Annotated in this window: 15 protein-coding genes; all 15 read left to right on the top strand. The window is 63.8% G+C overall.

Features of this window, described 5'->3' with window-relative positions; translation table 11 throughout:
* Positions 1-38: 38 nt before the first annotated feature.
* Positions 39-818 carry a peroxide stress protein YaaA gene (gene yaaA, locus SA496_RS03545; protein ID WP_120652760.1) on the top strand — a complete coding sequence of 260 codons (780 nt, stop codon included), beginning with the start codon at positions 39-41 and terminating at the stop codon, positions 816-818.
* Between the two features lie 785 nt (positions 819-1,603).
* On the top strand, positions 1,604-2,914 hold the full coding sequence (gene algD, locus SA496_RS03540) for a GDP-mannose 6-dehydrogenase (RefSeq protein WP_120652761.1): 1,311 nt from the start codon (positions 1,604-1,606) through the stop codon (positions 2,912-2,914).
* Positions 2,915-3,170: 256 nt separating this feature from the next.
* Positions 3,171-4,652, top strand: coding sequence for a mannuronan synthase (gene alg8 / locus SA496_RS03535; RefSeq protein WP_120652762.1), 1,482 nt, complete (start codon positions 3,171-3,173; stop codon positions 4,650-4,652).
* Between the two features lie 29 nt (positions 4,653-4,681).
* The gene (locus SA496_RS03530; protein ID WP_120652763.1) at positions 4,682-5,842 is read left to right on the top strand and encodes an alginate biosynthesis protein Alg44; all 1,161 of its coding nucleotides are present in this window, start codon (positions 4,682-4,684) and stop codon (positions 5,840-5,842) included.
* A gap of 13 nt (positions 5,843-5,855) precedes the next feature.
* Entirely contained in the window at positions 5,856-7,229 is a 1,374-nt protein-coding gene (gene algK, locus SA496_RS03525) for an alginate biosynthesis TPR repeat lipoprotein AlgK (RefSeq protein ID WP_330115056.1), read from the top strand.
* A gap of 15 nt (positions 7,230-7,244) precedes the next feature.
* A complete protein-coding gene (locus SA496_RS03520; RefSeq protein ID WP_120652765.1) occupies positions 7,245-8,690 on the top strand; it encodes an alginate export family protein in 1,446 nt (481 codons plus the stop codon).
* Positions 8,691-8,719: 29 nt separating this feature from the next.
* Complete coding sequence (gene algG, locus SA496_RS03515; RefSeq protein ID WP_442965073.1) at positions 8,720-10,279, top strand: mannuronan 5-epimerase AlgG; 1,560 nt, start codon at positions 8,720-8,722, stop codon at positions 10,277-10,279.
* 11 nt (positions 10,280-10,290) lie between these two features.
* Positions 10,291-11,715 (top strand): alginate O-acetyltransferase, encoded by a 1,425-nt coding sequence (locus SA496_RS03510; protein ID WP_120652766.1) that lies wholly within the window; start codon positions 10,291-10,293, stop codon positions 11,713-11,715.
* 14 nt (positions 11,716-11,729) lie between these two features.
* Positions 11,730-12,827, top strand: a complete 1,098-nt coding sequence (locus SA496_RS03505) for a mannuronate-specific alginate lyase (protein WP_153922381.1) — start codon at positions 11,730-11,732, stop codon at positions 12,825-12,827.
* A 175-nt stretch (positions 12,828-13,002) separates the two neighbouring features.
* Entirely contained in the window at positions 13,003-14,496 is a 1,494-nt protein-coding gene (locus SA496_RS03500) for an MBOAT family O-acyltransferase (protein WP_330115055.1), read from the top strand.
* 12 nt (positions 14,497-14,508) lie between these two features.
* On the top strand, positions 14,509-15,657 hold the full coding sequence (locus SA496_RS03495) for an alginate O-acetyltransferase (RefSeq protein WP_120652769.1): 1,149 nt from the start codon (positions 14,509-14,511) through the stop codon (positions 15,655-15,657).
* 67 nt (positions 15,658-15,724) lie between these two features.
* Complete coding sequence (locus SA496_RS03490) at positions 15,725-16,369, top strand: alginate O-acetyltransferase AlgF (RefSeq protein WP_120652770.1); 645 nt, start codon at positions 15,725-15,727, stop codon at positions 16,367-16,369.
* Positions 16,370-16,503: 134 nt separating this feature from the next.
* On the top strand, positions 16,504-17,946 hold the full coding sequence (locus SA496_RS03485; RefSeq protein WP_120652771.1) for a mannose-1-phosphate guanylyltransferase/mannose-6-phosphate isomerase: 1,443 nt from the start codon (positions 16,504-16,506) through the stop codon (positions 17,944-17,946).
* A gap of 119 nt (positions 17,947-18,065) precedes the next feature.
* Positions 18,066-18,530, top strand: a complete 465-nt coding sequence (locus tag SA496_RS03480) for a multidrug transporter (RefSeq protein WP_330115054.1) — start codon at positions 18,066-18,068, stop codon at positions 18,528-18,530.
* 157 nt (positions 18,531-18,687) lie between these two features.
* Positions 18,688-19,518 (top strand): SDR family oxidoreductase, encoded by an 831-nt coding sequence (locus tag SA496_RS03475; protein ID WP_120652773.1) that lies wholly within the window; start codon positions 18,688-18,690, stop codon positions 19,516-19,518.
* Positions 19,519-19,528: the final 10 nt, after the last annotated feature.

Raw genomic sequence — 19,528 nt, 5'->3', positions numbered from 1 at the left:
ATCCCTAGAATCGTCCCGTTCCCGAAGGAGACGATTCAATGCTGTTGGTGATTTCCCCCGCCAAGACCCTGGACTACGAGACCCCACCGGTCACTTCGCGCTTCACTCAGCCGGAGTACCTCGATCACGCCCAGGAGCTGATCCAGCAACTGCGCGAACTCAGTCCCGCGCAGATCGCCGAGCTGATGCACCTGTCCGACAAGCTCGCCGGCCTCAACGCCGCGCGCTACGGCAGCTGGCACCCGGACTTCACTCCAGGCAATGCCAAGCAGGCCTTGCTGGCCTTCAAGGGCGACGTCTACACCGGCCTCAACGCCGAAGACTTCGTTGAGGCCGACTTCGACTTCGCCCAGCAGCACCTGCGTATGCTCTCCGGCCTCTATGGCCTGCTGAGGCCGCTGGACCTGATGCAGCCCTATCGTCTGGAAATGGGCACCAAGCTGGCAAACGCCCGCGGCAAGGACCTCTATGCCTTCTGGGGTGAGCGCATCAGCGGCTGGCTGAATGAAGCCCTCGCAGCCCAGGGTGACGACATCTTGCTCAACCTCGCTTCCAACGAGTACTTCAGCTCGGTGAAGCGCAAGGCCCTGAACGCCCGCATCATCGATACCGAGTTCAAGGACCTGAAGAACGGCCAGTACAAGATCATCAGCTTCTACGCCAAGAAGGCCCGCGGCCTGATGGCCCGCTACGTGATCAAGGAGCGCCTGCAGGACCCCGCCGGCCTGAAGGACTTCAGCTATCAGGGCTACCGCTACTCGGCGGAGCACTCCAAGCCTGACAGCCTGGTGTTCCTGCGAGACCAGCCCCAGGACTGACCCCACGAACCCCGCCATCCGGCGGGGTTTTCGTTTGTGCCTCGCGCATTCCCAGGGGCGCCATGCGCACCGCTCCCATTCCCTCGCGGCGCAAGATCCGCTGATGTGCGCAGCGCACCCCTACCTCTGCGCGATGCCATTCAATGGCCATCGCAATTTCAATATCACTTCAAGATCATATGCGTGGCACAAGTTTGCCTTTGATACTGGCCAACTTGTTTTCTTGATAGTGGCCAAGTTGCCCCGCGATAGTGGCCAAGTTGCAAAATGCAATCACCGATAAATTGCAAACTGCATGATTGGAACTTTTCCCGGGCGCGCCAACTCTGAGAATGCCACGAGCCTTACACGGGGCGTAGTCAAAAAACTGCAATAAGCAAAATCAGGGACGAACGGTAGGAACTATCCGAAAAGATGGACACTCATACCCCCGTGACTTAATTCTTCACACCATATTTCGGTGTGATCTCAAACTGCCTTGAAAACTATCGGCGCGAGCCGAGGGGTAGTTTTTATCTGGCGAAAGCCAAATAAGTTAGTTAAGGAGAAGCGCAACAAACTCGACCTACTGGACAAAACCAACGAGCCAGAGCCCACGCGGCGATCAGCTCAGGACTCTACCCGGGCAAGCAATACGACATGCCCAGTTCAGGCGCCCTAACTTTGGCGTCCGGTATTACTCATGCCTGTGCACTTTAAAGTTGCAACTGCGACATAAAGGTGCAAACGGAAGTGACACTAACGTCACATATTAAACAGCGTGCTTAAAGGACGAGGTGAATACGATGCGAATCAGCATCTTCGGTTTGGGCTATGTTGGTGCAGTGTGCGCCGGCTGCCTCTCTGCTCGTGGTCATGAAGTTGTCGGTGTCGACGTTTCTCAGACCAAGATCGACCTGATCAACAATGGCAAATCGCCCATTGTCGAACCGGGTCTGGAAGAACTTCTGCAGCAAGGCGTGAAGAGTGGCCGCCTGCGCGGAACTACCGATGTCGCCGGTGCCGTTCGCGATACCCAGGTTTCCTTCATTTGCGTCGGCACTCCGAGCAAGAAGAACGGCGACCTGTCGCTGGACTACATCGAGGGCGTCTGCCGCGAGATCGGCTTCGCCCTGCGCGACAAGGCCGATCGCCACACCGTGGTAGTCCGCAGCACCGTGCTGCCGGGCACCGTGAAGAACGTGGTGATCCCGATCATCGAAGACTGCTCCGGCAAGAAGGCCGGCGTGGACTTCGGCGTAGCGGTGAACCCCGAGTTCCTGCGCGAGAGCACCGCGATCAAGGACTACGACTACCCACCCATGACCGTCATCGGCGAGCTGGACAAGGCTGCTGGCGACGTCCTGGAAACCCTGTACCGCGAGCTCGACGCCCCGATCATCCGCAAGGACATCGAAGTGGCGGAAATGATCAAGTACACCTGCAACGTATGGCACGCGGCCAAGGTCACCTTCGCCAATGAGATCGGCAACATCGCCAAGGCGGTTGGCGTCGATGGCCGCGAGGTAATGGACGTGGTCTGCCAGGACAACAAGCTCAACCTGTCCAAGTACTACATGCGTCCCGGCTTCGCCTTCGGCGGTTCCTGCCTGCCCAAGGACGTGCGTGCGCTGAACTACCGCGCCACTTCGCTGGACGTGGAGTCCCCGCTGATCGGCTCGCTGATGCGCAGCAACGCCGGCCAGGTACAGAAAGCCTTCGACATCATCTCCAGCCATGACAAGCGCAAGGTCGCTCTGCTCGGCCTGTCCTTCAAGGCGGGTACCGATGACCTGCGCGAAAGCCCCCTGGTGGAGCTGGCCGAGATGCTGATCGGCAAGGGTTTCGACCTCAGCATCTACGATCGCAACGTCGAGTACGCCCGCGTCCACGGCGCCAACAAGGACTACATCGAGTCGAAGATCCCCCACGTGTCCTCGTTGCTGGACAGCAACTTCGACTCGGTGGTCGACAAGGCCGACATCATCGTCCTGGGCAACCGTGACGAGCTGTTCGCCCCGCTGGCCCAACAGGCTCCAGCCGGCAAGCAGGTGATCGACCTGGTGGGCTTCATGCCCAAGGGCACCCAAGGCAACGCCGAGGGGATCTGCTGGTAAGAACCTGCTTGCGATCCGCTGCGCGTCGGAATAACTGCGTTGAAAATGGCTTCGGAAAGCCGCTTGCGGCTAACGCGCTTTAGCGCGGCCCGAAGGGCGAGCAGAGCGAGTAATGCTCATTTACCACTCGTAAATTCCGCTTCCTCACCCATTTTCGCCTTGTTCTTCTCTAGCTCGCGAGATCGTAAACAGGTTCTGAGCGCCCTGCCCCCTTCCCTCGGGAAGGGGGCATCCGCAACGATCCCAGGACGACTCTATGGACAAGATCAAGCATGGCCTGCTCGAAGCCTCGGGCTGGCTGTTCTACCTCCTCGCACTGATGCTGCTGGCACTGGCACTGCCGAAGTCCGTATTCGACCCCGATTCGAAGCACTTCCTGCTGCTGATCGGGGCTGTGGGCATCTGGCGCTATTCCATGGGCGCCCTGCACTTCGTGCGCGGCACGCTGTTCCTCTACTTCGTCTACCCCTGGTACAAGCGGCGCCTGGCCAAACTCGGCAACGCAGCGGACCCGTCCCACGTATTCCTGATGGTGACGAGCTTCCGCATCGAGGCCCTGACCACCGCCATGGTCTACCGCTCGGTGATCCAGGAAGCCATCGACTGCGGCTACCCGACCACTGTTGTCTGCTCCATCGTCGAGCTGTCCGATGAGCTGCTGGTGAAGAACCTCTGGACGAAGCTCGCACCGCCGCCGCGAGTCAAGCTGGACTTCGTGCGTATTCCCGGCACCGGCAAGCGCGATGGCCTGGCCTACGGTTTCCGCGCCATTTCGCGGCAACTGCCGGACTCGAACGCGGTCGTGGCGGTGATCGACGGCGACACGGTGCTGGCCGAAGGCGTTGTGAAGAAGACCGTGCCCTGGTTCAAGCTCTTCCCGAATGTCGGCGGCCTGACCACCAACGAGTTCTGCGAGGTACGCGGCAGCTACATCATGAGCGAGTGGCACAAGCTGCGGTTCGCCCAGCGCCACCTCAACATGTGCTCGATGGCACTCTCCAAGCGTGTGCTGACCATGACCGGGCGGATGTCGGTCTTCCGTGCCAGCGTGGTGACCGATCCGGACTTCATCGCCGACGTGGAAAGCGATCACCTGGACCACTGGCGTCTGGGTCGTTTCCAGTTCCTCACCGGTGACGACAAGTCCAGTTGGTACAGCTTGATGCGCCTGGGCTACGACACCTTCTACGTTCCGGATGCCGCCATCAACACCGTCGAGCACCCGCCGGAGAAGAGCTTCATCAAGGCCAGCCGCAAGCTGATGTTCCGCTGGTACGGCAACAACCTGCGGCAGAACTCCCGCGCCCTCGCGCTCGGCCCACGTCGCCTCGGCTGGTTCACCACCGTGGTGCTGGCCGACCAGCGTGCGTCGATGTGGACCTGCCTGCTGGGTCTGGCCGTGGCCATCATCGCCAGCCTGAAGTACAGCATCGCCTACCTGCTGGTGTACCTCCTGTGGATCGGCCTCACCCGTTTCGTCCTGACCCTGCTGCTCAGCATTACGGGGCACCGGATCGGACCGGCCTACCCCTTGATCCTCTATTACAACCAGATCGTCGGGGCCCTGGTGAAGATCTACGTCTTCTTCCGCCTCGACCAGCAGTCCTGGACCCGCCAGAACACCAAGCTCAACCGTGACCTCGCGAGCTTCTCGCGCTGGTTCAACACCTGGTCCTCACGCGCCATGACCTTCTCCGCAACCAGCGTATTCATCGCCACGTTGCTGGCGATCGTGTGAGCACAAGGAACCTGACAGGAATCGAAGCCATGAATACAGCCGTCAATCTCAATGTGGTGCATGAATCCGAAGCCCAGCGCCAGCACGCGCGGGTGAAAATCCCCGGCAAGATCCGCTACATCGCCCGTGGCGAACGCTTCGAAGCGTCGCTGCTGGACGTGTCCGCCGGAGGTTTCGCCTTCACCGCCGGCCGCGCCAGCGCCAACATCGGCGACCACCACAAGGGCCGCCTGATGTTCCAGATCGACGGCCTCAGCCTGGGCCTGGACGTGGAGTTCCAGGTACGCGCCGTGGATTCGCGCAACGAGCGCGTCGGCTGCGTCTTCCATGGCCTTCAGCCGCGCGACATCGCCACCCTGCGCTACCTCATCAGCTCGCACCTCTCGGGCGAACTGGTCAGCGCCGGCGACCTGCTCAACACCCTGCAGCGCGAGAACTTCACTAAACCGCGCAAAGGTGGCGCCGGTGGCGGCATGGGCCCCCTCGCCCGCCTCAAGGCAGTCGGCCTGAGCGCCGGCATCTTCGTCGTTGGCGTCGGTGCCTTCGCCTACATCCTCAACTCACTGTACGGCCTGTACTTCGTCACCCACGCTGACTCGGCGATGGTGGCAGTGCCCTCCATGCAGGTCACCATGCCCCGCGAAGGCACGGTACAGAGCCTGGTAAGCGCCGACGCCAGCGTGGAGAAAGGCGCGCCCATCGCATCCTTCAACGCCACCATGCTGGAGATGCTCAAGGGCCACCTGACCGACGACCAGCTCACTCCGAAGAACGTCGAAGAACTGTTCGGCAAGCAGATGAAGGGCACCCTCACCAGCCCCTGCAACTGCAAGATCGCGCGCCAGCTCGTGGCCGACGGCCAGTTCGCCAGCAAGGGCGACGTGATCTTCGAACTGGTGCCCCAGGACACCCAGGCCACCATCCAGGCGCGCTTCCCCTTCCGCAACATCGCCCAGGCCAAACCGGGTGCCCGCGTCACCTTCCAGGTCGCCGGCGAAGATCAGGTGCGCCACGGCAAGATCCTCAGCAGCAACCTGCATGACGGCAGCATGTCCGCCGACATCCGCGCCACCATCCAGCCCGACGAGCCGCTGCCCAGCACTTTCGCCGGCCAGCCGGTGGAAGTCAGCATCGATCGCGGCCCGTCCCTCGACTGGCTGATCGACCGCGCCCTGGCCGCGGGCTTCTGAGGAGGGCGCGACCATGGCCCATCACGCCACCCCCGTCCTGCTGCTGGCCGCGGCTATCGCCCTGGCCGGCTGCGCGGGACTTCCGGACGAACGCCTCGCCCGCGAGGCCCTGAAGCGCGGCGACAGCACCACTGCCGAGCAGAACTTCCGCCAGTTGGCCGATCTCGGTTATGCCGATGCCGCGGTCGGTCTGGCCGACATGCAGGTCGCCAGTGGCGATCCGGAGCAATTGCAGAAGGCCGAGCAGACCTATCGCCAGGCCATGGACCAGTCGCCCCGCGCCAAGGCCCGCCTTGGCAAACTGCTGGCGCGCAAGACTGCGCTGAGTCAGGCCGAGCGCCGCGAAACCGCGCAACTGTTGGAGGAGTCCTTCGAAGCCGGTGAAGAAAGCAGCCTGCTACCGCTGGTGATGCTTTATCTGCAGTACCCGCAGGACTTCCCATCCGTGAACGTCCCAGCACGTATCGCCAAGTGGCGCGCCGAAGGCCACATCCAGGCAGACCTGGCGCAGATCCTCGTCTATCGCACCCAGGGTACCTACGATCAGCACCTGGGCGAGATCGAACAGATCTGTGCCCGCAACCTGGCGGTCGCCGACGTCTGCTACGTCGAGCTGGCCACGGTCTATCAGAAGCAAGGCAATGCCGAAGCCCAGCAGAAACTGCTGGACCAACTGATGGCCGGCTACAAGGCCGGGCGCATTCCCGCCCAGCGCGTGGAATCAGTGGCTCAGGTACTGGCCGACGCCGATATCGGCAAGCCCGATGAAGGCAAGGCCCAGGAAATGCTCGAAGCCGTGGCACCGACCTACCCCGCTGCCTGGGTAAGCCTGGCCAAGCTGCTGTACGAGTACCCCGGCCAGGGCGATACCGAGCAGATGCTGGGCTACCTGGAGAAGGGTCGCGCCGCCTCCCAGCCCCGCGCCGAACTCCTGCTGGGCCGCCTCTACTACGAAGGCAAGCTGGTGCCCCTGGATCCGAAGAAGGCCGAGGAACACCTGCTCAAGGCGGCCCCGACCGAGCCCACCGCCAACTATCTGCTGGGCCAGATCTACCTGCGCGGCTACCTGGGCGACATCGCCCCGGACAAGGCCCTGGAGCACCTGCTCAGTGCCGCACGCAACGGCCAGATCAATGCCGACTTCGCGCTGGGCCAGATGTACGCCCAGGGCAAGGGCATCCAGCCGAACCTGGTCAATGCCTACGTCTTCAGCCAACTGGCCCTGCCCAAGAACACCCCGCAGGCCCTGGAACTTGCCCAGCGCGTTGATCAGCAGCTGCCGCCCGCCGAACGCGCCCGCGCCGAACAACTGCTGCGTGAAGAACGCGCAGCACGTGGCGCCGCCGCACCTGGCACGCCCCAGATGCAGGCCATGCAGACCCAATAAGGACCCGTACCGACGATGAACAACAAACCCTGGATCCGCGCAGGCCTCGGCCTGTCCCTGCTGGCCGCGAGCATCGCCCACGCCGCAGAGCCCAACGGCAAGAACTACGGCCTGGACGTGAAGATCACCGCGCAATCCGAAGACGACCGCGACCTCGGCACCCGCGACGGTGGCGACGTCAACGGTATCGGTCTCGACCTGCGTCCCTGGGTCTATGGCGAGCGTGGCGACTGGAGCGCCTTCGCCATGGGCCAGGCCGTTACCGCCACCGATATCGTCGAAACAGACACCCTGGAATCCAGCGACATCGAAGCCGATGCCGGCCAGCGCAACAACGGCCGCGAGCCGGACAAAAGCTACCTGGCCATGCGCGAGTTCTGGGTCGACTACGGCGGCCTGACCGCTTACCCGGGCGAGCACCTGCGCTTCGGTCGCCAGCGCGTGCGCAGCGAAGAAGGCACCTGGTGGGACACCAATATCGAAGCCCTGCGCTGGAGCTTCGACACCACCCTGCTGCGTGCCCATGCCGGAGTCGCCGAGCGCTTCAGCGAGTACCGCACCGACATCGACGAACTGGCCCCTGAAGACGAGGACCGCCAGCACTTCTTCGGCGACATCTCCACCCAGTGGCAACCAGGCCACTGGGTCGGCGCCAAACTGCACCACAGCCGTGATAACGGCGACCTGCCCAACGTCGGCGAGGAAGTCGATGAACTCGACAAGCGCACCACCGGCGACCTGACCTGGCTGGGCCTGGAAGCCGACGGCGGCTTCTTCGATCGGCGCTCCACCCTGCCGCTGAACTACTGGGCCCAGGCCACATGGCTGACCGGCGATGTAGACGAACTGCAACAGACCACCGTCGGCAATCAGAACGTCGCCAGCGGCAAGCGCAACGTCGACGTCGACGCCTGGGCACTGGATCTCGGCCTGCGCTGGAATATCGATGACCAGTGGAAGGTCGGCGGCGCCTACGCCCGGGGCAGTGGCGGCGGCGATGACGACAGCTCCGAGCAGTTCCGCCAGACCGGCCTGGAAAGCAACCGCTCCAACTTCACCGGTACCGAAGCCCGCATGCACCGTTTCGGCGAGGCCTTCCGTGGCGAGCTGAGCAACCTCCAGGTGGCCACTGCCTTCACCTCCTGGCAGATGGGCGAGGACTACGACGCGAGCGTCGTCTACCACCGTTTCTGGCGCGTGGACGACAACCAGGACGTGGGCCAGAGCGGAATCATCGCGCCCCTGGAAGACGGCGAGAAAGACATCGGCCAGGAGATGGATCTGGTGGTCACCCGCTACTTCAAGCAGGGCCTGCTGCCGGCCTCCATGGCCGAACACCTGGACGAGCGCTCCGCCCTCGTGCGCTTCCGTGGCGGCGTGTTCAAGCCGGGCGATGCCTATGCCAGCGGCACCGACTCGCTCATGCATCGCGCCTTCGTCGACTTCATCTGGCGCTTCTGATGAGCATCCGGCGCAAGGGAGGAACAGCCATGAAACGCAGCATGGGAACCACAATGCTGATGGGCGGCGTCGTGCTCGGCGCCCTGCAGTTCGCCGCACCCTGGGTACAAGGTGCGGAACCGACCCAGGAGCTCAAGGAAACCAAGAACTACACGGTTTCCACCGCGCCGGTGGAACAACTGCACATGGATACGCCGAAGGCGCCAGACCTGTCTGGCTACACCGCCGCAGCGGTGGAAGCGAAGATCGATCGCGCCACCCGCGGCCACGTAGCGGTCAGGCGCATGCTCCAGCAGGATGCGCTGAAGGACTTCATCGGCGGCGACGAGCGTCTGCGTGAGTGGGTCAAGCGCCAGCAGAACATGCCGCAGGCGATCTTCGTCGAAGGGGGCTACGTGACCCCGGAAGACCTTGCCAAGGCGCTTCCCGAGAGCCAGTTCAGCGAAACCGAGCCGGGCGTCTACATCGCCCGCCTGCCAATCGTGGTGGCCCAGGGCGCGAGCCTGCAGATCGGCAAGGAGACCCGGGAATTCCGCATGTCCCAGGAGCGCGGCGCGTTCCTGGTCAACGACGGCAAGCTGTTCATCACCGGCACCCAGCTCACCGCCTGGAACGAAAAGAACAATTCCCCGGCCTGGTTCCAGAAGCCCGAGGAGTTCCGCCCGTTCCTGGTGTCCTGGGGCGGCAGCGAGCTGTACATCGTCGGCAGCAAGGTCACAAGCCTCGGCTACGACAACTCCAAGTCCTACGGTGTCTCCATCACCCAGTACACGCCAGGCCAGGCCAAGCGCCTGAAGCGCCCTGCGCCGACCGGCTGGCTGCTGGATTCGGAGTTCGTCGACCACTGGTACGGCTTCTACTGCTTCGAAGCGGAGAACGTGGTCATCAAAGGCAATACCTACCGCGACAACATCGTCTACGGCATCGACCCGCACGACCGATCGAGCGGTCTGGTCATCGCCCACAACACCGTCTTCGGGACCAAGAAGAAGCACGGCATCATCATTTCCCGTGAGGTGGACGACAGCTGGATCATCAATAACAAGAGCTATGACAACAAGCTCTCCGGCATCGTGATCGACCGTAACTCGGTGAACAACCTTGTCGCCTGGAACGAGGTGTACCAGAACCACTCCGACGGCATCACCATCTACGAAAGCTCCAACAACCTGCTCTGGGGCAACAAGATCCTCAGCAACCAGCGCCACGGCATCCGCGTGCGCAACAGCGTGAACATCCGTCTGTACGAGAACCTCTCCGCGGCCAACGGCCTGACCGGCGTGTATGGCCACATCAAGGACCTCTCCAACACCGACCGCAACATCAAGCTCGACCCCTTCGACACCAAGGTCTCGCTGATCCTGGTCGGCGGCAAGCTCGCAGGCAACGGCTCCAGCCCCCTATCCATCGACTCGCCCTTGTCGGTCGAGTTGTACCGCGTCGAGCTGCTCGCGCCGAGCAAATCCACCGGTATCAGCTTCGCCGGCATCCTCGGCGAAAAGCAGGACGAAATCCTCGACCTGATGGTGCGCCGCAAAAAAGCGGTGCTGATCGACCCCGTCGAAACCCAGGCCGAACTCCAGGATTGAGGTACCCGATCATGCCCAGAATTTCCCGCAAATGGTTCACCCCTTCGGCCCTTGCAGCCGCCCTGCTGGCCGCCGCCCAAGGTGCGCACGCCGCGCCCGAGTTCAGCGTGCAGCGCACCGGGCCGCTCTGCGCCGCAGCGCAGAATCCGGCCAACTACAACACCAAGTACCTCAGCTTCTTCACCACCCTGGTTCAGGGTCAGGGCGACTGGCTGTTCCGGACCCAGTACGATCTGCGTACCGACTTCGGTACCACCCCCTTCGGTTGGAGCCAACTGAAGCGTCTGCGCGATGCGCTCAAGGCCAAGGGTGTGGAGCTGATGGTGGTCTACCAGCCCACCCGTGGCCTGGTGAACCGCGAGAAGCTCACGCCCGAAGAGAAGGCCCACTTCAACTACGAGCTGGCAAAGAAGAACTACCTGGCTGCCGTCGACCATTTCCGCAAGGCCGGCATCTGGGTCACCGACCTGTCGCCGCTCTTCGATGAGAAGGGCGTGGGCACCGACTACTACTTCAAGGCGGACCACCACTGGACGCCGGCCGGCGCCGACCGTACCGCCGCGCTTGTCGCCGAAACCCTGAACCAGATTCCCGGCTTCAGCGACATTCCGAAGAAGGACTACCAGAGCAAGGTGGTGGGCCTGCTGTCCAAGGCCGGCACCCTGCACAAGACCGCGGCCCAGTTCTGCGGCACCGGCTATGCCACCCAGTACGTCGACCGCTACGAAACCGAGGCGGCGGGCGATGGCGGCGACAGCCTGTTCGGCGACGAATCCAACCCGAAGGTGACCCTGGTGGGCACCAGTAATAGCGGTCCGGCCTACAACTTCGCCGGATTCCTGCAGCAGCACACCGGTGCCGAGGTGCTCAACATGGCGGTCAGTGGCGGCGGTTTCGAAAGCGCCCTGATGCAGTACATGAGCAGCCCGGAGTTCCATCAGAACCCGCCCAAGGTCCTGGTCTGGGAATTCGCCACCCACTACGACATGGCCGAAGCGAGTTTCTACCGCCAGGCCGTGCCCATGGTGAACAACGGCTGCGAAGGCCGGACGGCGGTGCTGAAGAACAAAGTCACGCTCAAACCTGGCGCCAACGAGGTACTGGTCAATGGCAAGGGCGCGCCACTGCGTGACCTGCGCGGAGGCGATTACCAGGTGGACCTGCGACTCAGCGATCCGTCCATTCACGACCTCAAGACCACCATCTGGTACCTCAACGGCCGACGCGAGAACTTCAAGCTGGAACAGAGCGACCGCATCGATACCGGTGGTCGCTACGCCTTCGAGCTGCGCAACGACCCCGACTGGGCCGATCTGAACATGCTCGCCCTGGAAATCCACAGCCCCGAACAAATGCCCCAGGATCTCAGCGTCGAGGTCAGCCTCTGCGCGCGTTCCGGCAAGGGCGGGGACAACCTCACGGCCAAGGCCGAGTGAGGAAGGAGGTACCCATGACTACCAGACCCTGGCTGATCGCTCCGCTGCTCGCGGGGATCCTGCTCGCCGGGCAAGGCCACGCCGCAGACCTGGTGCCGCCCAGGGGCTACTACGCCCCTGTGGAAATCGACGCCAAGTCCGCCGGCACCTGCAAGGCGCCACCCACGCCCTATACCGCGAAGCTGGAGTTCCGCAGCAAGTACGAAGGCTCCGACAAGGCCCGCGCGACGCTCAACCCGAACGCGGAAAAGGCCTTCCGCGAGAAGACCGCTGACATCACAGAGATGGAGCGTGGCATCAGCAAGATGGTCATGGAGTACATGCGCAAGGGCCAACGCACCCAGCTCGAATGTTCCCTGCAGTGGCTGGGCAGCTGGGCCCAGGCGAATGCGCTGCTGAGCCCCCAGTACAACCACACCGGCAAGTCGATGCGCAAATGGGCGCTGGGCAGCATGGCCTCGGCCTACCTGCACCTGAAGTTCTCCGAGTCGCAGCCCCTGGCGCCCTACCGCGCCCAGACCCGGATGATCGAGTCCTGGTTCTCGCGCCTTGCCGACCAGGTCGTCCACGACTGGAGCGACCTGCCGCTAAAGAAGATCAACAACCACTCCTACTGGGCCGCCTGGTCGGTGATGGCCACCGCCGTGGCGACCAATCGCCAGGACCTCTTCGACTGGTCGGTGCAGCAGTTCCGCGTCGCCGCCGGCCAGGTCGACCAGGACGGCTTCCTGCCCAACGAACTCAAGCGCCGCCAGCGCGCGCTCGCCTACCACAACTACAGCCTGCCACCGCTGGCGATGATCGCGGCCTTCGCCCAGGCCAACGGTGTGGACCTGCGCGAAGCGAACGACGGCGCCCTGCGCCGCCTCGGCGAGAACGTGATCGCCGGCGTGGATGACCAGGAAGCCTTCGATGAGAAGACCGGCGACGACCAGGACATGAGCGAGCTGAAGAAACACGCCAAGTTTGCCTGGCTGGAGCCCTGGTGCTCGCTCTACCAATGCTCGGCCGCGACCCTCGAACGCAAAGAGGAGATGGGGCCCTACAAGACCTTCCGCCTCGGCGGGGATGTGACCCAGGTGTTCCATCCGAAGAAGGAGGGTGGGAGCTAAACCCCCGCTCGGACAGCCCCCTCTCCCCCTGGGAGAGGGTTGGGGTGAGGGCGGACGGACTCCACGCGGAGCTCAACATCCCTTACCCCTGCCCCTCCCCAATGGGAGAGGGGAGAAAAACGCCCCCGCCCCAACGTGGCGGGCCAGAAATCAAACGTTCAACGGAGAGACTCGGATGGTCTTTTCTTCAAACGTGTTCCTGTTCCTGTTCCTGCCGATCTTCCTCGGCTTGTACTACCTGGTCGGGACACGCTATCGAAACCTGTTGTTGCTGGTCGCCAGCTACATTTTCTACGCCTGGTGGCGCATCGACTTCCTGGCACTGTTCGCTGCGGTGACGGTGTTCAACTACTGGATCGGCCTGCGCATCGGCGCAGCCGGGGTGCGCACGAAAACAGCGCAGAAATGGCTGCTCCTCGGCGTAGTGGTGGACCTCTGCGTCCTCGGCTACTTCAAGTACGCCAACTTCGGCGTCGACAGCCTCAACGCCATCATCACCTCCTTCGGCCTGGAGCCCTTCGTGCTCACGCACATCCTGCTGCCGATCGGGATTTCCTTCTACGTCTTCGAATCCATCAGCTACATCATCGACGTGTACCGAGGCGACACCCCGGCCACGCGCAACCTGGTGGACTTCGCGGCCTTCGTGGCGATCTTCCCGCACCTGATCGCCGGCCCGGTACTGCGCTTCAAAGACCTGGTGGACCAGTTCAACCACCGTACCCATACGGTGGACAAGTTCGCCGAGGGCTGCACGCGCTTCATGCAGGGCTTCATCAAGAAGGTCTTCATCGCCGACAGCATTGCGCCCATCGCCGATCACTGCTTCGCACTCTCCGACCCGACCACGGGCGATGCCTGGCTCGGCGCACTGGCCTATACCGCGCAGCTGTACTTCGACTTCTCCGGCTACAGCGACATGGCCATCGGCCTAGGCCTGATGATGGGCTTCCGCTTCATGGAGAACTTCAACCAGCCCTACATCAGCCAGTCCATCACCGAGTTCTGGCGGCGCTGGCACATCAGCCTCTCCACCTGGCTGCGCGACTACCTGTACATCAGCCTGGGCGGTAACCGTGGCACCACCTTCCAGACCTACCGCAACCTGTTCCTCACCATGTTGCTGGGTGGCCTTTGGCACGGCGCCAACTTCACCTACATCATCTGGGGCGCCTGGCACGGTGCCTGGCTGGCCATCGAACGCGCGCTGGGCGTGAACGCCGCGCCCCGCGCGATCAACCCGCTGAAGTGGGTCTTCACCTTCCTGCTGGTGGTGATCGGCTGGGTGATCTTCCGCGCCGAGAACCTGGATGTTGCCTGGCGCATGTATGCCGCCATGTTCAGCTTCGGTGACTGGCAGCTCTCCGAGCTCAACCGCGCGCAACTCACCAGCCTGCAGATCGCCACCCTGGTGCTGGCCTACGTCGTGCTGGTCATCTGCGGCATCCGTCAGTTCTATGCCCAGCCACTGGCTGGCGCGCCAAAGGCCAAGGCCCGTGAGGACGACGACGGCCTCGCTATCAATGCCGACGGCAGCGCCACCCTGCCCCGCGCCCGCATACAGATCGGCGCCCTGGCCTTCCACGCCGCTGTGCTCCTGCTGTTCGCCGCCTCGGTGCTGAAGCTCTCGGCGCAGAGCTTCTCGCCCTTCCTGTACTTCCAGTTCTGAGTGGAACCGACCATGAACAGAACCCTGAACCTGCTCTACATCCTGCTCTTCTGCGGCCTGCTGCTGGCGCTGAGCCTGTGGTCCATGCGCTCGATCCTCGGTTTCTCCGTGGCAAAGGAAACCAGCGTGCTGGATGGCAAGCTGGCCCTGGCCTTCGAGAAGCGCTACGACGAGGAATTCCCGGTCAAGCAACTGGGCACCAACCTCTGGGCCCTGGTGGACTACAAGCTGTTCGGCGAAGGCCGCCAGGGCGTAGTCATCGGCCAGGACGGCTGGCTCTACTCGGACGAGGAGTTCGACCCGGTAGCCGACGGCTCCCGTCAGGTCCGCGACAACCTTGCGCTGATCCAGGGCGTGCGCGACGAGCTGGCGCGGCACAACGTGGAACTGGTACTGGCGATCATCCCGTCCAAATCGCGCCTCTACCCCGAGCACGTCGGCGAGGTCACCCCCACTGCCCTGCGCCAGGACCTCTATGAGCGCTTCCGTGGTGCCGCGCGCAAGGCCGGGATCACCGCCCCGGACCTGCTCGCCACGCTGGAAGACGCCAAGAACCAGGGCCAGGTCTTCCTGCGCACCGACACCCACTGGACCCCGCTGGGCGCCGAAGTGGTGGCCGGTCGCCTGGGCCAGGCGGTGGGCCAGGCCATGAGCCTGCGCGGCACTCCGCAGCAGTACGTCACCGAGGTGGTGGGGAATGAGGACTACAAGGGCGACCTGACCCGCTTCCTGCCCCTGGACCCGCTGTTCGAAAACCTGATGCCGGCCCCGGACCAGTTGCAGAAGCGCGCCACCCGCAGCCAGGACGAAGCGAACGCCGGCGACGATGCCCTGTTCGCCGAGAACGATGTACCGGTCGTGCTGGTGGGCACCAGCTACAGCGCCAACGACCGCTGGAACTTCGCCGGCGCCCTGCGCCAGTCACTGCAGCGCGACCTGGTGAACCACGCGGAGGACGGCCACGGCCCGATCCTGCCGATGCTCAAGTACCTCAGGAGCGACGAACTGAAGGACGCCCCGCCGCAGCTGGTGATCTGGGAGTTCCCGGAACGCTACCTGCCGATGCTGAGCGACCTGTCCGAATTCGACCCCGAATGGGTCGCCAGCCTGCGCAAGGGTGTGGGTTCCGACGAACGCCTGGCTTCGCGCTCGGGCAACTGAATACCCCGTGAACGGGAACACAGGGCCGGACACGGCCCGATCAAGAGAGAAGATGGAGGTACACCTCATGAACCGACAGAACAACCGCAGCTGGACGTCTTATGCCTGCGCCCTGGTGCTCGGCCTCGGTGCCCTGCACGCCCAGGCCAACGAAGGTGGACTGTACGGCCCCCAGGCGCCCAAGGGCTCCGCCTTCGTCCGCGCCTACAACGCCGCCAGTAACGAGCTCAGCGTCAACGTCGGCAACACCGCACTGACCGACGTTCCGCCGCTCGGCTCCAGCGACTTCAAGTTCCTCCCGCCAGGCAACTACAGCGCCCAGGTCGGCAGCAGCAACCTCTCGGTGAAACTCGAGGCCGACCGCTACTACACCCTGGTCAACCAGACCGGCAAAGACCCGCAGCTGGTGGAAGAGCCGCCGTTCCGAAACAAGCAGAAGGCCCTCCTGCGCGTACAGAACCTGTCGGACGCCAAGCTCACCCTGAAGACTGCCGACGGCAAGACGCCAGTCGTGGCGGACGTAGCCCCGCAGGGTCGCGGCGAGCGCGAGATCAATCCGGTGAAAGTCGGCCTCGCCCTGTTCGACGGTGACAAGAAGGTCAGCGACCTCAAGCCCGTCTCGCTGCAGCGCGGCGAAGTGGTCTGCCTCTACATCACCGGCAGCGGCGGCAAGCTCTCTCCTGTCTGGGTCAAGCGCCCGGCGGAGTCCTGATTAGCAACGAAGAAACAACCGGCGCGGATTGAACCACGCCGGTACCTACCCGCCCCGCAGAGGGTGGGAAAAGAAAGAAATGTGATTTGTGGAAGCAGCGCCTACAACCCATGACTGAGTTAGGAGAAACACCCATGATTCCCGTGATCCTCTCTGGCGGTAGCGGCTCTCGCCTCTGGCCTCTTTCGCGCAAACAGTATCCCAAGCAGTTCCTCGCCCTCGCCGGCGACCAGACCCTGTTCCAGCAGACCCTTCAGCGCCTGAGCTTCGAAGGCATGCAGCCGGCCGTGCTGGTGGCCAACCAGGATCACCGCTTCATCGTCCAGGAGCAGCTCGATGCCATCGGCCTGCAACCCCAGGCCATGCTGCTGGAGCCCTTCGGCCGCAACACCGCGCCGGCAGTAGCGATCGCCGCCATGCAACTGGTCGCCGAGGGCCGTGACGAGCTGATGCTGGTGCTCCCGGCAGACCACGTACTGCGCGACCAGCAAGCCTTCCAGCAAGCCCTGGAACTGGCCACCAGCGCCGCCGAGAAGGGCGAGATGGTGCTCTTCGGCGTACCCGCCGAGCGCCCGGAAACCGGTTACGGCTACATCCGCAGCAAAGCCGACGGCGCCCTGCCGGAAGGCATCAGCCGCGTGGCGCAGTTCGTCGAGAAACCGAACGAAGACAGGGCCCGCGAGTACGTGGCATCCGGCGACTACTTCTGGAACAGCGGTATGTTCCTGTTCCGCGCCAGCCGCTTCCTGGAAGAACTCAAGCAGCACGATGTGGACATCTACGACACCTGCCTGCTGGCCCTGGAGCGCAGCAAGCGCGACGGCGTCGCGGTGAGCATCGACTCGGCCACCTTCGCCTGCTGCCCGGACAACTCCATCGACTACGCGGTAATGGAGAAGACTGCCCGCGCCTGCGTGGTACCGCTCTCCGCCGGCTGGAACGACGTGGGTAGCTGGAGCTCCATCTGGGAAGTGCACGAGAAGGACAAGAACGGCAACGTCACCAAGGGCGACGTGGTAGTTCAGGACAGCCACAACTGCCTGGTGCACGGCAACGGCAAGCTGGTCTCGGTGATCGGCCTGGACGACGTGGTGGTGGTCGAGACCAAGGACGCCATGATGATCGCCCACAAGGACCGCGTGCAGGACGTGAAGAAACTGGTCAACAAGCTGGACGCCGACGGCCGCAGCGAGACCCAGAACCATTGCGCCGTGTACCGCCCCTGGGGCTCGTACGACTCGGTGGACATGGGCGGCCGCTTCCAGGTCAAGCACATCACCGTGAAGCCCGGTGCGCAGCTTTCGCTGCAGATGCACCACCACCGCGCCGAGCACTGGATCGTGGTTTCCGGCACCGCCCAGGTGACCTGCGACGACAAGGTGTTCCTGCTGACCGAAAACCAGTCCACCTACATCCCGATCGCCTCGGTCCACCGCCTAGCCAACCCCGGCAAGATCCCGCTGGAGATCATCGAGGTGCAGTCCGGCAGCTACCTGGGTGAAGACGACATCGAGCGTCTGGATGACGTCTACGGTCGCGCCCCGCAGTCCGCTACCGTACACAGCATCGCCCGCTGACCTGTAAGAGCCGGCTTGCTGGCGAAGGGGCAACCTTTCGCGAGCAAGCTCGCTCCTACATCGCCCTCGGCGGCCGTGGGCGCTCTTGCTAGCATGGAAGGCCTCACGGAGGTCTTTCCATGCTCATTGGCGCTGTTCTCTTCCTGACCTGGCTGGTCCTGCTGCTGCGCTACCCGGCCAAGGCCCTGCCGCTGTCCCTGGCGGCCGTGCTTGGCGTCGCCCTGATCGCCGTCTGGGTGCTCTGGGAAGAACGCGGCGAGGAACACCGCTTCGCCCGGCTCGATATCCAGCTCACCTACGCCCCGCAAACCTGCCCCGCCGACCGTCCACTGGAAATCCGCGTGCGCAACGGCGACGACGCGGTGCTGCGCGATTTCGCCTGGCAGGTCCAGGCCTTCCGCCCCGGCGATACCATCAACCTGGCCCAGCCCAGCTACGACCATCCACGCTACCTCGGCCCGTCCGAACTGCAGCCCGGTACCCTGTGGCAGGACTGCCTGGCCCTGCCGCCCATTCGCCAGGGTTATCGCGCACAATCCCTGGAGTTTCGCGCCGCCAATTTGCGTGGCAAATTCGTCGACTGAACTGACAGCGCCCCCTCCCCCGGCCCCTCTCCCGCTTGCGGGAGAGGGGGACAAGCAATCCGCGCAGACCTCGACGGTGGCACGGACGGCCCCCTCTCCCTTCAGGGAGAGGGCTGGGGAGAGGGCGAACCGGATGCCCCCCAGCAAAGGACTCGAGATGCCCAATCCCACCGCCCTGATCACCGGTTGCTCCAGCGGCATCGGCCGCGCCCTGGCCGACGCCTTCAAGGCCGCCGGCTACAGCGTCTGGGCCACCGCCCGCAAGCCGCAGGACCTGGCCACGCTGGAAACCGCCGGCTTCGTCGCCGTGGCGCTGGACGTGAATGACCAGGCCGCCGTCGCCGCCCTTGCCGAGCGACTGGAACGGGAGGAAGGTGGTCTCGACGTGCTGGTAAACAATGCAGGCTTTGGCGCCATGGGGCCGCTGCTGGACGGCGGCGTCGATGCCTTGCGCAAGCAGTTCGACACCAACGTCTTTGCCCTGGTGGATGTGACCCGCGCCTGTTTCCCGCTGCTGCGTAAACGCCGGGGCCTGGTGGTGAACATCGGCAGTGTATCGGGCGTTCTGGTCACGCCCTTCGCCGGTGCCTATTGCGCCTCCAAGGCCGCGGTCCATGCACTCTCCGACGCCTTGCGCCTGGAGCTGTCGCCCTTCGGCATCGAGCTGATGGAGGTGCAGCCAGGCGCCATCGCCTCCAGCTTCGGTGCCAGCGCCACTCGCGAGGCCGAAGCCCTGATCGCCGAAGATTCCCCTTGGTGGCCGGTGCGCGAAGGCATTCGCGCACGAGCCCGCGCCTCCCAGGACAACCCCACTTCAGCCACAGACTTCGCCCGCACCTTGCTCGCTGCCGTACAACGCAAGCCCCGTCCGACGCTGGTGCGCATCGGCAACGGCAGCCGCGCCCTGCCGCTGCTGGCGCGCTGGGTGCCAAGAGGCGTGCTGGAACGGGTGCTGAAGAAGCGCTTCGGACTGGGCGTCGAACTCTAGGAAAAGCCGG

This window comes from Pseudomonas sp. JS3066 (genome assembly GCF_036328175.1).
Taxonomy (GTDB): Bacteria; Pseudomonadota; Gammaproteobacteria; order Pseudomonadales; family Pseudomonadaceae; genus Metapseudomonas.
This window is presented reverse-complemented; position numbering and strand designations above follow the sequence as displayed.